This window comes from Danxiaibacter flavus, from assembly GCF_041060425.1.
Classification (GTDB): Bacteria; Bacteroidota; Bacteroidia; order Chitinophagales; family Chitinophagaceae; genus Danxiaibacter; species Danxiaibacter flavus.
In genome coordinates, this window is the sequence record NZ_JAULBC010000003.1 from 245369 (window position 1) to 265436 (window position 20068).

12 protein-coding genes are annotated in these 20068 nt (G+C 41.3%); 8 read left to right on the forward strand and 4 right to left on the reverse strand.

Features of this window, described 5'->3' with window-relative positions:
* The first annotated feature begins 13 nt into the window (after positions 1-13).
* From QTN47_RS11585 to QTN47_RS11615, 7 genes are all read left to right on the forward strand, one after another.
* Positions 14-2797, forward strand: coding sequence for a CHAT domain-containing protein (locus QTN47_RS11585; protein ID WP_369329536.1), 2784 nt, complete (start codon positions 14-16; stop codon positions 2795-2797).
* A 328-nt stretch (positions 2798-3125) separates the two neighbouring features.
* On the forward strand, positions 3126-3518 hold the full coding sequence (gene tssD, locus QTN47_RS11590; protein WP_369329537.1) for a type VI secretion system tube protein TssD: 393 nt from the start codon (positions 3126-3128) through the stop codon (positions 3516-3518).
* 176 nt (positions 3519-3694) lie between these two features.
* Positions 3695-5530 carry a type VI secretion system Vgr family protein gene (locus QTN47_RS11595; RefSeq protein WP_369329538.1) on the forward strand — a complete coding sequence of 612 codons (1836 nt, stop codon included), beginning with the start codon at positions 3695-3697 and terminating at the stop codon, positions 5528-5530.
* A 54-nt stretch (positions 5531-5584) separates the two neighbouring features.
* The gene (locus QTN47_RS11600; protein WP_369329539.1) at positions 5585-6922 is read left to right on the forward strand and encodes a hypothetical protein; all 1338 of its coding nucleotides are present in this window, start codon (positions 5585-5587) and stop codon (positions 6920-6922) included.
* Between the two features lie 98 nt (positions 6923-7020).
* Complete coding sequence (locus QTN47_RS11605; RefSeq protein ID WP_369329540.1) at positions 7021-11394, forward strand: DUF6531 domain-containing protein; 4374 nt, start codon at positions 7021-7023, stop codon at positions 11392-11394.
* A 12-nt stretch (positions 11395-11406) separates the two neighbouring features.
* Entirely contained in the window at positions 11407-11817 is a 411-nt protein-coding gene (locus QTN47_RS11610) for a hypothetical protein (protein ID WP_369329541.1), read from the forward strand.
* A 64-nt stretch (positions 11818-11881) separates the two neighbouring features.
* Entirely contained in the window at positions 11882-12130 is a 249-nt protein-coding gene (locus QTN47_RS11615) for a hypothetical protein (RefSeq protein ID WP_369329542.1), read from the forward strand.
* A 74-nt stretch (positions 12131-12204) separates the two neighbouring features.
* On the opposite strand, the gene QTN47_RS11620 is transcribed toward QTN47_RS11615, so the two are convergent.
* From QTN47_RS11620 to QTN47_RS11635, 4 genes are all read right to left on the reverse strand, one after another.
* Positions 12205-13023 (reverse strand): hypothetical protein, encoded by an 819-nt coding sequence (locus QTN47_RS11620; protein ID WP_369329543.1) that lies wholly within the window; start codon positions 13021-13023, stop codon positions 12205-12207.
* Positions 13024-13394: 371 nt separating this feature from the next.
* Positions 13395-14336, reverse strand: a complete 942-nt coding sequence (locus QTN47_RS11625; protein WP_369329544.1) for a type VI secretion system baseplate subunit TssG — start codon at positions 14334-14336, stop codon at positions 13395-13397.
* Positions 14337-14531: 195 nt separating this feature from the next.
* On the reverse strand, positions 14532-16409 hold the full coding sequence (locus QTN47_RS11630) for a type VI secretion system baseplate subunit TssF (protein ID WP_369329545.1): 1878 nt from the start codon (positions 16407-16409) through the stop codon (positions 14532-14534).
* 152 nt (positions 16410-16561) lie between these two features.
* Positions 16562-16999 carry a GPW/gp25 family protein gene (locus QTN47_RS11635; RefSeq protein ID WP_369329546.1) on the reverse strand — a complete coding sequence of 146 codons (438 nt, stop codon included), beginning with the start codon at positions 16997-16999 and terminating at the stop codon, positions 16562-16564.
* Between the two features lie 510 nt (positions 17000-17509).
* On the opposite strand from QTN47_RS11635, the gene QTN47_RS11640 reads away from it, so the two are divergent.
* Positions 17510-20032: an ATP-dependent Clp protease ATP-binding subunit gene (locus QTN47_RS11640; protein ID WP_369329547.1), complete on the forward strand. Its 2523-nt coding sequence runs from the start codon at positions 17510-17512 to the stop codon at positions 20030-20032.
* Positions 20033-20068 lie beyond the last annotated feature (36 nt).

Genomic DNA, 20068 nt, shown 5'->3' on the forward strand with positions numbered 1-20068 from the left:
GAAAAATAGTTACATGAAATATTTCAAATGTTTATTGGCTGTTTTTTTGATAACACTTTGTAATGGTGCAATTGGTCAAAATAACGCAGGTAAAGGCATTTGGGATAGATTATTGCAAACAGAAAAGGACACTACCCTTTCTATTGCTCAAAAAATACAGATCGTTTACGAGCTAAAAAACAATTTTGAAAAGCTGAAAAGAGATCCGGATTCTGTTTATGCGAGGATACTTCACCGCATTGGCTTATATGAATATTTGCTGAACAAGGAAATTCCCAATAATGTATGTATCGCTTATACCCTTTCAGCTGTAAGCATAAACACATCGGGCAAAAGGAATGCATCTCCGGGATTCGCCATTAGTAGTTACAGGAATCTGGCATCATATTATAAAACATTAAAAAAATATTCGAAGGCTATTAAATATTATGACAGTGCAATCATTCTTGGCAAAAGGCTTAACGCGGATCGTGAATCAATGCTGTTATCCGTGGCAAATAAGAACGATCTGTTGTTCCTGACCGGCGACCATCAAAAATGCATTGATGAGTCAACGATCGGACTTAATGAAGCAACGCTAAATCATCTGCCTTCATATGCATTGATATTTTATAATCAAAGAGCGCAGTCGTATTTCTACCAGTCCGAATTGCAACCTGCTATAAAGGATTTAGATTCAGCCTTCGCTTTGGCAACCATCGAAGGCAATACCTATGAACAAGCCGGGGCATTAAAAATAAAGGCCCAGATTGAAGCTGTGCAAAAGAACTACTCACAGGCACAAGAATTATTTTCCCAGGCAATTCAAACAAGGTTGCAAACGAAGGACGATGGACAATTAGCCGATGATTACATTGACTTCGGTGTTTTTTATTTCAATGACCAAAAAAACATAGAAAAGGCTAAAACTTCCTACCGGCAGGCCGCCAAATATGCAATAAGGGCACATGACAATGAGAAGCTCGCGAAGATCTATGCAAATACAGGCGAGCTTTCTTTTTATAACCAGAACTATAAAGATGCAGCAAACTGGTATGCCAGGGCGTTCAATTCGCTGGGACTTGACAGCAGTAAAGATATTTCGTCAATTACATCAACAACCAATCTGGACATTGTTTCCAATACCGATTTGGTGCTGGAAATATTTGATAAAAAGATACAACTGTTGCTTGCATTGTATAAAACGACTCAAGACAAAGCATATTTGTCAGGTACTTTAAGGAATGCACTTACGATGGATTCCGTTATCACCACTATTCGCCATCAGCATTCCGAAGAGCAGAGCAAACTTTATTGGCGAAACAGAACCCAGCACTTTTATGAAAATGCAATCGAAGCATGTTATCTTGCTAACGATGCCGGGCTTGCTTTCTTTTTTATAGAGAAAAGCAGGGCCGTATTATTAGCTGACAGGTTAAGTGAACTTGGTGCTGCTGCCCACTTGCCACCCGCAGAGGCTGCAAATGAAGAAAAACTTCAATTAAACATTGTTGAACAACAGGAAAAACTGGCTGCACTTGACAATAGTTCTCCTGAATATGTCAAGCAACAGATTGCTTTGATTAATGGCAAAGATGCGCTTGAACGCTACCTTAAATCACTGGAATCTAAATACCCTTCTTACTATCAGTATAAGTATGAAGACAGTGTTCCCTCGCTGCGGCAATTACAAACTTTTTTGACCAGGGGAAAGCAATCTTTTGTGCACTATTTTATGGGAGATTCTGCATTGTATATTTTGGCTATAACCCCCTCTTCAACCAAACTAATAAGCGTAAATAAGGACACTGTAAATGAAACTACATTATCTCATTTTCTAAAATTATGCTCCGACAAGAGTGTGCTCAACAAACAATATGCGCAGTTTGCTGTAGCATCGAACAGTTTATACAAGAAGCTTATTGCGCCGTTGCAATTATCTGAAGGAAGGATAATCGTGTGCCCAGGCAGCTTTATGTTGCCATTTGACGCGCTTTGCACCGATTCCAGCGGACGTAATTTTTTACTGGATGATTATTCGTTTAGTTATGTCTATGCGGCACGCTACCTGTTGAAAGAACATGTGTTTGTTAACATCAACGGTCATGGAGATTTCCTGGGTATAGCGCCGGTAAATTTTGCGCCGTACCTGCACCTGGCATCTTTACTGTCGTCAGGCCAGGCATTGAGAAGTACGTCAGCACATTATAAAAGCGCCAGGTTGTTGTTGCTGAATAACGCCACACATCACAACTTTATATCCCACGCAGAAAATTATGCGGTGGTAAATGTCTTCTCACATGCGCGTGCCGATAGCATTAATGAGCCGCTGTTGTATTTAACTGATTCGGTACTTCACTTATATGAATTACAGTTAATTAACAAACCCGCCGTGCAACTAATGGTTTTAAGCGCCTGCCAGACAAATGTCGGTTTAAATGCAACCGGCGAAGGAATATACAGTCTTGCAAGAGGCTTCGCAGCTACAGGAATTCCTTCGGTTTCTGCAACACTCTGGAGTGCTGATGAAGGAGCTATTTATGCTATTTCTGAAAAGTTTCACGAATACCTTGCCGCTGGCATGGCAAAAGATGAGGCGCTGCGTCACGCAAAATTGGAATACCGGCAGGAATATGGCGGCGAAAAATTGTTGCCTTATTATTGGGCAAACATGGTATTGATGGGAGACACTGAACCATTGAAGCTTACCGGCAAGCAAAAAAACAATTTCTGGCCCCTTGAATTAGCAATCGGCGTCTTTGCCCTTGTCGGACTAATAATAATCGTTCTACGACGCAACAGAAAAATCGCGTTATAACATCTACTTCAAACAGCTATTATATTCCACCTTAGATCAATTCCATTATCAACAACATACGGAACAATCCCCCTAATGAGCCTTCTCAAAAATTATTAATTCTGACAGGTAACAATAAAAACACGTGATTGATATATTGTCGTATAGCACAAACCTTTGGATAAGTTATTGGCGTTGGTTTTAAAAAAAGTTAGCCTGGAAAAATATCGCTGCTGCACTAGTTCACATCGTACACCGTACATCGTACATCGTACATTATCGTGAACAAGCACTTGATCAAAGCCAAATTAAAATCGCTTCTTTTATTAACTTTTAAAAAACAAAAATCATGTCATTTAATGCAAAACTTAAATTCGGCGGAAAAGATGGAATCGATGTGCTTTCCTGCGATTATGCATTGCGTCGCGATGTAGATGCGAAGGGAAGACCTGCATCAGGCGTTTATGGAGGAACCATCAATTTGAGTATTGAATCTACAGACGACACTTCTATAGTGGAATCTATGGTGAATCAATACAAACCGGTGGATGGAACCATTACTTTTAAAAAGAGTGAAGAGGATGCCAAGATGAAGGAACTAACGTGGGAAAAAGGTTACGTTATTGCGTTCCAGGAAAGCATTGATGTAAAAGGCTCTAAACCTATGCAGATCGACTTCACCATTTCCGCACAGAAGATCAAGATCGGTAATGCCGAACACAAAAATGAATGGCCTGCTTAAAGCAGCTATGTAACGGTGTTGGCCTTATGCAGGCCAATCTGGTTGCTTCAACAAAGATTCACGATTAATCCCGCCGGATATTTCCTTGCCTGTTTACAGCAGTAGCATATGAGGATCTGTTACCTGTACAGGCAATGAATAGCTGGTTATTGCCTTCAAGTTAGTAATTGTTTTTTATGCAAAACCAGGTTGTTGCTGATATTGAAATAGAAGATCAGAAGATAGCATATTATAGTGCTGTTGTTATACGCCAGAGCTTTAATGCTCATCATGAATTTGCAATTCGCATAAAGTATGATGTGCTGGAAAAGATCGGCTCTTTCAGTTTAAGCAACGCCCAAAAACTTATTGGCAAGTCTGCGGTTATCAAACTAAAGCAGGCGGACAGCCTCGATATTGCTTATGAATTCAGAGGCCTGATCTGTGAGATCAACATGGAGCAATCAGATAACTTTACGAGTGATTTTGTGCTAAAGGGTTTCAGCCCCACCATACTGATGGAAACGGGCCCTAACCTAGCTTCTTTCTATAAAAAGAACCTTAAGCAGATTGTGCAGAAGTTAACACAACCTGCCTCACAAAATTGTAGCGTAAAGATCAATCCTTCGCATTCGGCCACACTCAATTACATTAGCCAGTACAGGGAAAGCACATTTAACTTTCTCAACAGGCTTTCATCAGATTTCAGCGAATGGTTTTACTATGATGGAAAAGACCTGTTCTTTGGCAGGCCTTCCTCCTCTCCTAACATTGACATCACATACGGAGAAGATGTGCATAGCATGCAAATAAAGCTTCAGTTGCTTCCGCTGGCATTTAACAGTTATGCTTATTTATCGAAGGACGATAGTTTTATTAGTAGCGATGCACCTTCTTCTGTAAGTGGATTGGATCAGTATGCAAACCATGCATTACAGGAATCCAACAAGATCTTTGCAGAACCAGTCTCTTTTCCCATTAAGCAACGTGTAGAGAGTAAAAGCGACCTTGATGGTTTTGTAAAGAAGCAGAAAGCAGCAATGGCTGCAGATCTTGAAATACTAAGCGGCTCGGGTGATAACCCCGCGCTTTGCATTGGCGCAATAGCCAATCTGAAAATATCCGCATTGGACAACACCACGGTGAACAAAGATGATGGCGGTAAATTTCTTATCACAGCCATCGAACATCATATCACCGAAAACGGAAAATACTATAACAATTTTGAAGGTATTCCTTCCGGTATGGAAATAATACCCGTTAAGAATATTCAACCTGTCAATGCAGAGCCACAAATAGCTACTGTTAAGGACAATAAAGATCCGGATAACATGGGCCGTGTGCGTGTGCAGATGCTATGGCAACAACCCATCAACGAAATGACGGATTGGGTACGTGTAATGACACCTGATGCAGGCGGCGGTAAAGGCGGGGCTAAAAACCGCGGCCTTGTTGTAATTCCTGAGCCAGGCGACCAGGTTGTTGTTTGCTTCCGCTACAACGATCCTAACCGGCCATTTGTAATGGGCAGTATGTTTCATGGAAAGACAGGTGGTGGTGGCGGACAGGGGAATAACAGCAAAAGTTTAAATAGCAAAAGTGGACATACTTTATCTTTTGACGACGGCAAAGGGATTTCAATCATCGATAAAACTACCAATAACAAAATTGAGATAGATGGTACAAATACCATCACCATAACGGCGGCGCAGAAAATTGAATTCACAAATGGCAAATCTACCATTACAATGGATGGCGATACCATCACTATTTCTGCTGCACATATTGATTTGGGAGGCTCTGATGATGTCTCTGTACATAGTGGTGATAACGGTATGTCTGCAGCAAAAGGCGGCGATGTGTCGTTAAGTGGCAAAAAGACAACTGTATCCGGTTCTACTGAAGCCAATTTAACCGGCGCAAAGTCAACCGTTAACGGCGACACCGAAGCCACTCTTAACGGCGGCGGCACCACAACAGTAAGCGCGGGCGGCAAAGTGGCTGTACAGGGTGCTATTGTCGCGCTTAACTGATATTCATTTCAAAAATATTTTCTCTTGAAACATAGCAATCCTATACAGCAAAGAATGGACCTATTCGTGGAAAAATGGGAGGCAGTTGCAGCGCAGACCGGAGTAAATATTATTCGCATCCACGCGCTGGAAAATGAAAAGGATATGGTTGATGCATTTTACAATTACCTGCTTGGTATCGACACCCCGAATCACGATATCCCGATTATTTTCGAGACTATTTTTCATGATGAACACCAATACACAACGGCATTGTTGGATGAATTGAAGGAGATGATCGACTTATGGAACAATGCCGACAGATCGGAGCTTTCCATCGAAACAAAAAATCTTGACTGGTCACCAGATCTACAGTTAAAAGTCAACGGCAATCCAACTAAATTGTTTGTCGAAAATTTGAACAGCCTTGCAACGCACCTTCAATTACCTAAGGGTATTTTTCTTGTTGTAATCTTAAAAGCATCCTTTGTTGAATCAAAAAGATTTTGTGGTTGGCTTGAACATGCAGTGGAAGCTGGTATGGATGATAAGTTTAAGATTATAATTGATGACTCTGTAGCTCACCCTTTCTATAATGATTTCGCAGATAAACATCCGGGCAGTGTAACCACACTCAAACCCGACCTGAATATGGATAAGGCAATGGAGCAGGTAGCTGCAATGGGCAATCCGAATGACGCGGCTGTGCAATACCGCCAGGCTTTTTTAAGGATGACACAAGGCATTGAGCAACGAAATGAAAAAGAAACAAAGAAATATGCAGCAATATGTATTGAGATTGCTGAGAAAAATTTAGAAAAGAACGTTTATTGGATTGGACAGGTTATAGCTGTATACGCAGCCCTGGCAAACGACCAGGTTGGTTATAAGAATTTTAAGAAAGCAATTGAGTTTGCAACCAGCGGAGTTGAGGTGGCTGAGCGGGCAAAGGAACTAATAACAGACGAATTTATTTACAGAAAGTTTTACGCTCAGGCAATTATGATGCGTGCGTCGCTGTATGCTGCGAATAAAAGCTGGCAAAAGGCAATTGATGATTTCGACATTGCATGCGAACACTATTTCTACACAAATGATGTTATCCTGGCAATGGAAGCTTGTCGCATGACAGGCTATTGTCACAAAAAGAGCGGCAACAACGATGCAGCATGTAAAGCACTAACAGATGCCTTAACATTTGTTCAAGACATGCCAAAAGACATCATCAGATACACCACATTCCCCGGAATTATTGAGTTGCTTTTACAGATAAACAACCAGAAATACATAACAAACGACGAGGTGCATGAGACGGCGCGATCAGTTTATGGAAACGATTGGCTAAAGGAAATATTGAACTGGAAAAATCCGCACTACGAACAGGTAAGTGACCCAACGAAAGTAATGATATGAGCTAATAGCTCTAAGCTATCAGCTTTTAGCTATTAGCATTAGGAATTTCCATCAAAAAAAAGAATGTCTATCTATAAAGATCCATACTGGAAATAGCCATGGATAAAGTAAATGAAAACAGGAAAATAGCTATGGCTGCAGAGCGTTCTGCAAAGCAGGCACAGAAGGCATCTGAGCACGCGGAGAAAAGCACGGCTGACAAGGCCATTCACGCTGCGAATACTGCATTGGCTGTTTACGGTGATGTTATGGGCGCTTATGGAAAGGTAATGGGTGCCACCGGAGCGCTAGCAGAAAAAGCAGTTGTCGCAGTTTTTTCCAAGCTGAAATTCATGCAAGGGTTAGCCTGTTTACCTGCATCTTCTCAAATGGATCCTGTGATGGGCATTGATGTTCATTTTGTAATGATCCCTCCCTCCCCATCGCCTGTTCCCATGCCTCATCCTTATATCGCGATGATCTTCGATCCGAAGGATTGGATCGCTTGCGCTGTCATGACTGCAAAAGCAATGGTGCCTCCTCCTCCACCCAACAGTGAAGGATTACAGTTGGCTTCTGCTGTTGGCAATATGGCGTTTAGCATGGTAATGGGAAAACTTGGATTAGGCGCATCAGTAAAGCTAGGCGCCGTTACACCGAGAACAATAAGTGGTGTAAAAAATAAAACCATTCCTCACTTTCCAATGGGTGCAAGTTTTGCGCCAGTACCTGTTTTGAAGAACTCGGGCCATGCGCAGTTCGGAAGCTTATTTCTCCTTGCTGATGGAGAACCATTCACTGGCATGATGCATTTAAATAATGATTGCTGGGATGTTGGCATTATGCAGCTTATGCGGAAGAAAGCTTCACCTGAAGCGCAGCATTTGTTTATGCCTACCGGTTTTGTAATGGCTATCCCATCCCATAACGTAATTGTAAATCCTGTTCCCACACCTATAAATCCAATTGCGGCACTTACAAAGTTGCTCAATTTTGGCATTGCCAAACTCTTACACAAATTAATTAATAAACTGCCTGGTGGTCGTCTCAGCAATGCGTTACACAAAGCAGTTTGTCACGTAACCGGTCATCCGGTTGATGTGGTTAGTGGAATGCTTTTCACCGATGAAGAAGATTTTTCATTGCCGGGAGTTATTCCTCTTTCATGGGAACGTACATGGTACAGTGACAGCATATACAAGGGTCCGTTAGGCCATGGCTGGTATCACAACTATGACGTGGCTTTTGCAATAGACGAAAAAACAAACCAGGCTGCATACCGTATGAATGATGGCAGGATGGTTGGCTTTGAATTGCCTCAGCCAGGCAAGTTCAGCTATGACCGGAAAGAAAAACTGTTCCTTCATTGCCATCCGGAACTCAATTACTATTACATCACAGATAGTGATGGACTTAACTACCATTTTACAGATCAGGTATATAAATATGAAGATGGCAACAGACCTTACCGCCTGCTGAAAAGCATTTCAAACAACAACGGTTATTCTATTCAATTCAAATATAGCACGCACGGATATCTTGAAAAAATAACAGACAGCGCTAACCGCATACTTCTTGTTACGAATGACGAAGACGGTCGCATAATGGACATCATTGCTCCACATCCCACTGATGCCGGCCAAACCTTTGTAATAGCGCATTATGATTACGATGAGCGAGGCAATATGATCTGTCATACCGATGCGTTAGGTCAGCAAATGAAGTTCGAATATGAGCATCATTTGTTGGTGAAGGAAACCTGGCGCGATGGCATGCAATGGTATTTTGAATTTGAAGGAATAGAGAATGGCGCAAGATGCATACATACATGGGGAGATGGCAACATTTACAATCACAAACTTACGTACTTAGAAGGATGCACGCTTGTAGAGAATAGCCTGGGACATGTAACAAGTTACTATCACCAAAACGGTCTTCTATACAATAAAGTTGATGCCAATGGCGCCGAATGGGGCTACCGATATAACCGCTTTAACGAGTTGGAGTGGGAAACAGACCCTTTGGGCAATCAGCAAAATTATTCACATGATGACTGGGGGAATGTTATTTCAAGTACTGATCCCGCAGGCGGTTTTGAGAGCACAGAATATTATAATCCGTGGTATCCTTTGCTACCAACAGCAGCGATGGATGCAGCGGGTGGTAAATGGAAGTGGGAGTATGACCGGCAGGGAAATTTGATAACAAAAATAAATCCTCTCGGCGCTAAGACAGTTTATGAATATCAAGATGGGCTTCTAGAAAAAACAATAAACGCTGCAGGTGCAACGACAAAATTTGTATATGATAGAGAACAGAATTTAGTTTCAATACAAACAGATGATGGCGCTGTAACGAGTTATGACTATGACACGCTTGGAAACTGCTTGGCAGTCATCAATCCTAACAACGCAAAACAGAAGCGTTTTTTTGATTTGAACGGAAGGATAGAAAAAGTAATCGACTTTGATGGCAATGTCATCAATCTCGAATATGATGGAATCGCCAATATAATAAGCTATCGAGATAACCATAAAAAAATTGATTACACCTACAGAGGATTATGGAAGTTAACGAGCTGTCGGGAAGCAGGTGCCACGATAATTTTCAAATATGACACAGAAGAGCAATTAACAAAAGTTATTAACGAGCATGGATTATCGTACCAGTTCGTTCTGGATTCCGCTGGAAATGTGATTGAGGAAATTGGATTCGATCAAATAACACGCAAGTATGAACGAAATTCTGCAGGTTGGGTTACTCGTCTATTAAAACCGGGCAATAGGGAGACCATATATGATTATGATGGTTGCGGACGTGTTACAAAAGTGTCGTACAGCGATACCAAGCAAGAGACCTACAAATACCGGCAGGATGGAGAATTGATGCAGGCGATTAACGAGTCCGCTGTTGTTCAATTTGAAAGAAACCTATTAGGCGATATTATTAAAGAAACGGTCAACAATGAATGGATAAAAAACGATTATGACCTGTTGCAAAATCGAATTAAAATAACTAGTAGTCTTGGCGCCAACATATCCCATACATACAACAAGATTGGTAATGTTTTACGAATGGAAGCAAACGGTTGGCAAGCCGGGTTTCGCTATGACAACCTTGGTTTAGAAATCGAACGTTTTTTGCCAGGCAATATCACTAACATCTGGCAAAGAGATGGTATCGGTAGGCCAGTTGAGCAAACTGTGGGGCATACAGCAGCCAATGTATTCAATACGAAAAAGAAGAAACAATACCATTGGGATGTTAATGACAGGTTGAAAAAAATTAAGGACGAAAAAGGCATCACAAAATTTGAACATGATCAATGGAGCAATCTTGCAAAAACTATCTTTTCGGACGGTGAAGAGCAGTTTCGCAACCCGGACGCCGTTGGTAACCTTTATAAAACGAAGGAAAGAAAAGATCGCGTATATTCCAAGGGTGGTCAGTTAAAAAAAGCAAATGGTTGGGAATACAATTATGATATCGAAGGGAATTTAGTAGAAAAGAAACACGTAGGTGGCGATGTTTGGAAATATGAATGGAACGACGCGGGCGTACTAACCTGTGTAACAAGACCAGATAAGGAAACTGTAACCTTTGAATACGACACGCTTGGCAGAAGATTAAGCAAAAAATATAAAAATACAATTACTAAATTTGTTTGGGACGGCAATGTACCACTGCATGAATACAAGGAACATGCGATAACCGGAGAAAAGTTAAGTGAAATATGTATTGGTGAAAACGGTATTGTTACGTGGATCTTTGATGCAGATACCTTTACTCCAGCAGGCAAAATAAAGGGTAACAAACAATATTCCATAATTACTGACCACCTCGGCACACCGAGCCAGATGTTCAACGAAGATGGCTCTTTGTTTTGGGAATGCGAGCTAGATAGCTATGGTAAATTGCGGATGGAAAAGGGGCAATTGGGAAGTTGTAGTTTTAGATATCAGGGCCAATATGAAGATGTAGAAACAGGTTTATATTATAATAGGTTCAGATATTATTCGCCTGACGAAGGTATATATATTAGTCAAGATCCCATAACTATCGAAGGGGGGAATGCCTTCTACGCTTACGTCGATGATCCCAATCTTAATGTAGATTTATTTGGATTAGCCGCGTACCATAAAAAAAATGGGCAATTTGGTAAAAAAAGAGGGCGCCCAAGAAAGCCTAGTGCGCATGGGAATGCTCACTCTTCTAAAGCTAAAAATTATCTTTATGCAAAATTTGATAAAAACGGAAAATTCCTTAAGTGGGGAAAAACAAAAGATCTTAACGGAAGGTATACGTCCAACAACCTGGCAGGTGGTAAATTAGTTCCTGTGGCTTCCGGAAATATAAAAAGTATAAAGAAAGTAGAACGAGAGCTTACTGAAAAAAGACCGGGACCAGATAATAAAGAACCATGGGCAGGCGCTCAAGCAGGACAACCGCTTAGCCCAGCTGCGCAATCAGCAGCAGACAAGGCAATTTTTTAAAAAAAACAGTTCATGAATAAATTCACGATTTTCTTTAGTTCAGGCGGTGGCGATCAGTTAAAGATTGTTGATAGCTATTGGAAGAAAATTTCGCAAATTTTTGATAAGCTATCGAAAAAAGAATATTCTTCAGAAATTGAAAATTTTCATATTGCACTGAGGGTGGATGGAGAATTTATATCATTTGGAGATCCAGAAGGATGCTCTAATTTGAGATATTTAAAAACCAAAAAAACAATAGCAAATACGATATCATTTGGAAAGAAAATATTGAAGAATGAAGGTATACTAAAGAAATTTATGGCAGAGAATCTGGTAAAAGCATTTGAACAAATGACTGGTAAACTTCTTAGAGAAAAAATCAATATTGAAAAAGATGACTTAATGAATGATCTAAAAACTTTAATTGACAAAGAATTATAGGTTTGCAAGATGCTTATAAATCGCACGAAGAAGTTTTCTTCTTTTAACATTTAAACCCAATCCCATGCTTCAAAAAGTTCGTTTTCACAACGTAAAAAAATCCCAGCGTGTCTTGCTTTCAAAGGATCTTCCCATTGCCCAGGGCTTTGGAAATAAGTATCGGGTTAAGGAAAACTCAAGGGGAGATATCAAGTCTGATGGCTTTGAAAATGGCCGTCTTAAAGTGCAGTTCTATTCTCATTTTAACGGATATGAAAACGTGGAGTTTAATGAGTTAAGTGCAGCGAATTATTTGCTGGTGGATATTTATTAAGATCGGCGCCTCTGTGTATTTGTCCTACACTTTTAAAGTGTAGGACAAATACACAGAGAAAGCAGCCACAACATTTACCTGCTTGCTGCTATAAGCGATTCAGCAAAAGCTGCAGCAGCAACCTCATCGCCAGGGATTGGATCTATAGCGGCAACAATAATTAAGGCGCCTCCTGCAACAATGGCCAATCCTTTTACCCAATCGGAAACATCATCATTATCTCTAAGAAATTCGTAAGCGCTATTGTCAATAGTTTTAAGCTTATGCATTGCGCTTCTTGCCCTTTCTTTAAAACGTTGCGGCACACAAACGGGCTTCGGTTGCACTACATGGATCTCATACAATATAACACCATTAGGCGCGGCCCTTCTAAATGTAGGTTGATAACAGATATATCGCTGCCTCATTGCGTTCAGTTCAAGAAGTCTGTACATTTGGCCCGCTCCCGGCCGCCAGCTGGATGGCCGCCAATCCACATGCAATTTATGAATCCGGTTAACGGTTCTTGTGAGGATGTCAATCTTTGAATTAACCTGTGTGATGGCAGATAACTGGTTTTCCGCGGTGGTAACTTCCAACAATTCTGCCGTAAGCCCATCATCTGCAATACCGAGAATATCACATTTGCGATAATCATTTTTCTTAACCCAGCGCCGGAAATCATGAGATAAAGCGTCAAGGATTTCATTTATTCTTGATTTACCGCGAATACGTAGTGGTGTTGGTGTTGCTGATGGAAAAGTGGTTCTGCCCATGTACTCTAGTTCTGAGATTACAATGCCGTCAGGATGACGACTTAAAAAGTCTGCTTTAAAAAAGTCGCGGACATGTAATTGAGCAGCCTCCGAATCAAGCGGCCCAGGCGGCATTTGTGGATGACCGATGCAGTTCATAAAAGTTATACGTTGTAAGTTTTACGTTGTACGTTTTAGCCCCCGAAAGAACTTCTCGGTTTCAGGCAGGCTCTTTATTTATCTTTGTGCCACTGAAGCACTGAAACACAGGTTTTTTACCACAGAGTGCTCTGAGTTTTTTTTCACGGAGTTTCGCAGATATAATTCTTGCTCCTTTACGCTTTTGGATGACCTAAATCCATCTCCTTCAGACTACACTGATTATGGCATTTTTTATCCATCATTTTCGATTTTCAAATTTCAATTGTCAATTATTCTTTGTGTCCCTTTGCGGCTTAGCGTGGCACCAATCGTAGTGTTTCGCTATGTCGTCGTGTCTCCGTGCCCGCCCGTGCCGGACCGGACGGGGTTTAAAGCCAGGTGTCGGCGCCCAACACACTATTGAGTTTTCCCTCCGAATCAGCGAGTCTTGTTAAACGATATTTTTCCTCCACAATAAATTCTTTCACTACATCCATATGCACGGGCAGCAAATAATCGCATAACAATTCCAGGATCTTTTCATTTCTTCTTCCATCCATAAATTGATGACGCATTTCGCTGCTTACCGGGCCTATCGTAACAATTATCTCGTCGATACCTTCGTCATACACGCGGCTTCCGGTGGTAAGATCGATGCCGAGCCTGCTCTCTCCCATTAACGATAATATCGGCTCTGCAGGATGCTCAGGAAGGCGTTGACACAATTGTATTTCAACCGGCAGTTCAAAGATTGTTTGCAGTATTTCTTCAATTGAGTCATGCATATCTCTTACATCATGCAATATGGGTATGAGATGCAGAAAGATATTTGACTGACGGGAATCGAGGTATTGAAAGATCTCCCATTGGTCTTTGAATATATCCAGTAGCTCAGTATAATGAGACCGTTTATCCAGCTTGTTCTCATACATAGCCATCAGCATCCTCAGATGATTGATCGTAGCTTCAAATGGCAGAAAGAATTTCCTTGCATTCAATTCTTCCGCCCGGCGCTGCTTCATCATCTTTATTACATCTTTCTCTGATCGCAGGCTTCTGGGTGCAGCATGTTCATGAAACAACCCTTCAGGAAGCATATCGTAAATGCCCTCTCGTGGCGTTCTTAGTAATGTATATTCTTTATGGTCGTATTCTGATATCTCTTCTTCAACACCATCCACATCTTTTCTAAAAGATCTTTTTAAAGCACCCGCCATCAATATAAGAATACGGTCAGCCGGAGTTCCATGCTCAACCATTTCGGCAGCGATTACTTCCGCTTTAAAATCATTATCAAAGTTGCTAAAAGCCGTGGCGGGAAGATTCGTCATAGAAGTTGTACGTTATAAGTTTTACGTTGTACGTTTAAGCCCTTAATTCCTTCTCGCGGCGATCGCAGCGGGGTAGCGATTACGCGGCGCATTATACTTATTTACTTATTCATTGGTGCAGATATCTGTACATTCACATTTGCATATTCGCACATTTGCACATTTACCCATCCGCCCATTTTCAATTGTCACCTTTCAATTGTCCATTACCACCCTATAGTATCCGCTCGTTCCAGATCTTACTTTCAGCTTAGCCAATAGTTGATCGCACAGTGTATGCCAGGTATCTTTGTCCAGGATGCCTGTGCCTGACGGAGTCAGCTTAATATCGATTGTTCTTCTGAACGCCTCCTTTGTATGAGTACTTAGTTCAAATCCCCTTTCAATATTCACTTTGCTGATTCTGTCGCCGAGTTCATAAAAACAAAAGTTGCGAATATCCTCTTTTGTTATGATGCGATTGCGGGTCATGATACCATAACGCAACGCATTCAGTCGTTCTTCTGATTTAAGCCTGCTCTTTCCACCTGTAGTTGTTGTCATCATAAAGACCTGGTCCTTAAAATTCTTGTCCTGCTTAACGCCTGCCCCTTTCATCAATTGCAAAGGAGTACCGGCACGGAGATTGTTTGCCATTTCAGCAAGTGTCGTCCAATACTCAGCATACATCATATCCTCGTTTTCGAATGGCTTTACAATAATATAGTTGGGTATTTCTGCGGCGTTGCTGGCGTAGCCTTTTGTCTTTTGTTCCATTAAAGCCATTTTTTGGTTCATCTCCTTTAACGTTATTGCTATATAGTCATAACCGTAAGTTGAAAAAGCGGCGCTTTCGCTGCGCAATAGTTCAAGCAGGTAGCCAATCAGCTCACGCGCGTTCCTGTTATCGAACCGCTCCACACCACCTGTACGTAACGTATAAGTACCGTTTTCTTCCTCCTGCTTGTTTCGATAGGGAACGGACCTGTATTGACGAACACTGTCAGCAAGGGACTTAACTGATAAAAATTGTTCCTGTAAACCAGTCTTAAGAGGAATAATATTGCTACCGCCTTTCAACCGGAACTTCAGATCATTTGCATGCCTGTTGATTGCGGGGAATGTGTTTGGATAGATATACAGTTCGTCCAGGTATTCCTGTTGCATGGCTACCGGGAAAAGGATCTGTATCCATAACAATTTTTCAGTAAACTTCTGCAAATCACTCTCCGGAAATATTTGGGTGAAGGAAGGCGGATAGTATTGCAGTTGACGCTGCAAGTTCATTTGCCTGCGATCTGCAATATGCAGGTATTTATGATGATAGTATTGACGAATATCTTTCTCCAGCAATGCTGCGAGGTCATAAGATGAGAAAATATTGTGAAAGCCGTCGTTCTTTTTCGTCGTCAACTCAGGCAATCCATCACGTATCTGCAATTCTTCGTCATTGATGAGCCATCGTGTAAGTGGCAGCAGTTGATAGATTCGCTGTGCCAGTTTAGGCTCTATGTTTTTCCAATCGAAGCAAAAGAACAGATTTTCTAAAGACGCTATATTCGGATTGATCCTGATGCCCAGCCATAATGCATTTGCTGTTGAAGTTTTTTGCTTACCCTGCGCTGCAATTTGTTTCGTCAAAACACTATCGTGCGAGAAAAGTTTGCCTCCCGTCACTGTATGCAAGATCTGAATGTCAAACAAATCAATATCACTTACAGGTGTAAATTGAATGTCTAATGTTGTGTCAAGCACATCATTTTGATTAGATGATATTTTGCGCTGACAGGAAAATGCGGTTGCCTGGCTTAACAACTGAACAGGTTCCGCAGGACTGGCATACAACAAGGTATGTGCAGGGACCGGTGCTGTCAGGAAATCGGGAGAAAGCAGGTTGGCTACTTTTTCAAGAATACGAACCTGGGTGTCTTTAATTTCGTTGCCAAGGTTATACAATTCAGACGACAATGCCTCCAGCATTAACTTAACTGCCGGATCAATATCCTCAGTATTACTAATGCCCCAGTAATTAAGGGCGTGCTTTAACATCCTGTTCTTAATGACTTCTTTTGAATTGTTGTTTTCTCCGAACATGTTAAGTTAATTGACAATTGAAAAGGGAAAATTGACAATGAACACCGTATATATTATTTCTTAAGATTGATTACCAGTAAGTTTACACCTTACGCCTCATACCTCATACCTGAAACCTGAAACCTGATACCTGGCACCTGCTACCTCTCTCCTCACTCCACCGACAACGGGCTCAAAAACATATTCGTGTGAAATGCAAAAGGTTCACCTGTTTTACGAATGGTGCCAGTTATATGTATGTCAACACGTTTTTTTTGCTCCGTAAAATTTTTGAATATGTTGAACTTCTCAATATCAGTAATAACCACAGTAGCTGAGACATCGGCCAACCTGAGCTCATGCGTAGTAATTGATTTTAAAAGCGATTGTCTGAGCTTTTCTTCCCACCGGCTGGTGCTTACAATTAATTCAAAGTCCATTTCCCAGATCTCGCAACCGAAATCAGGATCACTCCTGTGTTCGCCGAACCGAGTAGTGATTATTAATTCCAGGTTCTTTTCTATTGAGTGCCTCAGGCTACAGACCGGAAGTTCGCTACCTTCAACCACAGCTCCCAATTGCAATGGAATTTTATAATAGATATTGCTCACCTCTTTTAATGTTTAAATGAATATAACGATGCCGGATTTGCTTAGCACACTTTATTAGAGCTTATTGTTATACATTTTGTTACCCCTTAATTTTTCTCATTTACAATTTTTTATTTCAGGAATGTGTTGCCAACGCCGTTTCATTAAGAAAGCTAAGATTTATCAAGTACGATTTACGAAGACCGCCCGCGCCGAATGCGCATTCGGACGGATACGAAGTACCCGATTCAAGGCTTGCTTTGCTTTTTGTAACCTCTTCAGGAAACGACATTGAATGTGTTATGGTATCCTGTCCAACCGACAGAATCGCCTGATTCAAACCTAAAACACGCTCAAATCGTCCGTTTGTCACAAAAAACGAGTCAGCGGGTAACAAATAGCCGGAAAAAAGTATTTATAACCGTACATGCCTGTGCCTCAGTATGAAATTTGATGAGCAGGCTGACAGTCAGTACATAGTTGCATAAATCCGGCAGGGTTATGCTTTAATAAACTGTTCAAATTAATTACATGCCTACACTTTCCCTGAATGAATCTCTGAAGACTGCCGTTGAAATAGCCCGGTCTCTCGCTAAAGAATATCAGAATGAATATTTCTCTCCGGCACATTTGTTGCGTGCCATGCTGCATAAAGATGTCGGCCTGGCAAGCTTCCTGGAATCAATAGGCAAAGATGTTCCGTATATATTGGAGTGGGCGGAAATACATATGGATGAATATCCCAAAGTTGCCAAAGCAAAGGACAATGTTACCGGCGATGAAAAAATAAAAGCCGTATTTGAAGAGGCTGACAATATTCGTTTAAAACTTGGTCTTGACTATATAACACCCATATGTGTGTTGGTCGCCATTGCAAAGCCAGGCACAGCTTTTTCCGGAGAACAAATGAAATCGTTTCCTGTAAAAGAAAAGGAAGTACTGGAGATCTATTTTAAGGAGGATGGGATTCAACACGCCGTCAATAATACCGAAGCCAAAAATAACGCAGCACCTGCGGCTGCCCTCCACAAATATTGTATTGAACGCACAGCTTTAGCAAAGGAAGGTAAGACAGATCCCATCATTGGTCGTGATAAGGAAACCCGGATGATGATGGAGATCCTTTGTCGCAGAACCAAACCAAATGTTATAATAACGGGAGAAGCCGGCGTCGGCAAAACTGCACTAATTGATGGCTTTGCACTTGATATTGTGAATAATAAAGTTCCCGCTCAATTGGCAAATTCATTGGTTTTTGAACTTGATCTCGGTGCATTAATTGCTGGTGCATCTTATAAAGGCGAAATTGAGGACAGGTTAAAAAACATTATTAAGGAAGTTAAACAGTTTCCAAAAGCCATCATATTTATTGATGAGATCCATGTACTGCTTGATAACAAGAACGGCAGCATTGGTGGCGGCGCAGCTAATCTGCTTAAACCCGAACTGGCCCGCGGAGAAATTACCGTTATTGGTGCGACAACCAACGAAGAATACCGAAAATTTATCGAAGCAGATCAGGCATTCGCGCGGAGGTTTGAAGCGCTGCCCGTTGCTGAGCCTGACGAAGCAACTGCAGAAAAAATGCTGATAAAACTAGCGCCCAAGTTTGAAGAACATCATCAGCTTAAAATCGAAAAAGATGCGCTGAAAGAATGTGTCCGCCTGTCAAAAAGATATCTCAAAGACAGAAGGCTGCCTGATGCTGCAATTGATCTGCTCGACAGAACCATGGCTGCTATTAAGCTGATGGTTGATACCAACAAACAAGATCTGGAGGAGCTAAAAGCGAGCTTATTGAAAATAACCTCAAACGGTACAGACGTTGCATGCAACGTCCCTGCATGTACAGACGTTGCATGCAACGTCTCAACATCACATTCATTAGAATTACTCACTGAATTAAAATGGCTGAATACCACCCTCCAAAATAAAATAAGCCCGGTATTACTCGGCAAGCTTGATGACCCAGCTCAGACTGATAAGTTTGAAACCCACGAGGAGTATGAAACATTCCTTACACAAAGCCTCGATACGTTAGATGTTCTGGCTGGTGATAAAAAGACATCAGTTAATAAGGACGATATCGCCTCAGTAATTTCTTACAAAACCGGTATTCCGCTTGGCAAGATCCAGGCGCAGGAAAAGGAAAAACTCCTGAACATGAATGAGTACCTGAAAAGAAGAGTTGTTGGTCAGGATCATGCTGTAAAAGCAATTTCTGAATCCATACTCGAATCAAGAAGCGGATTGAATAAAAAAGGCCAGCCAATAGGCTCCTTCTTTTTCCTCGGTCCTACCGGTACAGGTAAAACAGAACTGGCTAAATCTGTTGCGGAATTTCTGTTTAATGATGAAAAGTCCATGATCCGGTTTGACATGTCGGAGTTTAAGGAAGAACATTCCGCCGCACTTTTATACGGTGCCCCTCCCGGCTATGTTGGTTATGAAGAAGGAGGCATGCTGGTGAACAAGATCAGACAAAAACCTTACTCCGTACTGCTTTTTGACGAAATAGAAAAAGCGCATCCCTCAGTGTTTGATACCTTCCTCCAGATCCTGGATGAAGGTCATATGCACGACAGGCTTGGCAAAGAAGGTGATTTCTCCAACGCCCTGATCATCTTCACATCCAATATCGGTAGTGAATGGATAGCTGAACAATTTGATAAAGGAAACATTCCAACGTCTAACAAGTTAATGGAGATCATGACGAAATATTTCCGGCCTGAATTTCTTGCAAGACTCACAGAGATCGTGCCCTTCGCTCCGATCAGTGAAAACAATATTGTGCGCATTTTCGAAATACAAATGAAGAGTTTGCTGGAAGCTTTGGATAAACAAGGAATTGGATTTGATATAGCTGAGGACGCAAAAAAATATCTCGCAGTAAACGGCTTTACGCCTAAATACGGTGCGAGACAAATCTCGGGTGTAATACGTAACCAGTTAAGACGCCCCATATCTAAATACATCATTTCAGGAGAGTTGACGAAAGGCAGTAAAATAACCGCAGAGCTGGACAACGAAGCCATTTCCTGGAAAATTCAATAATTTTTTTCACTTAAATACGGAACAAATTTTTGTTTC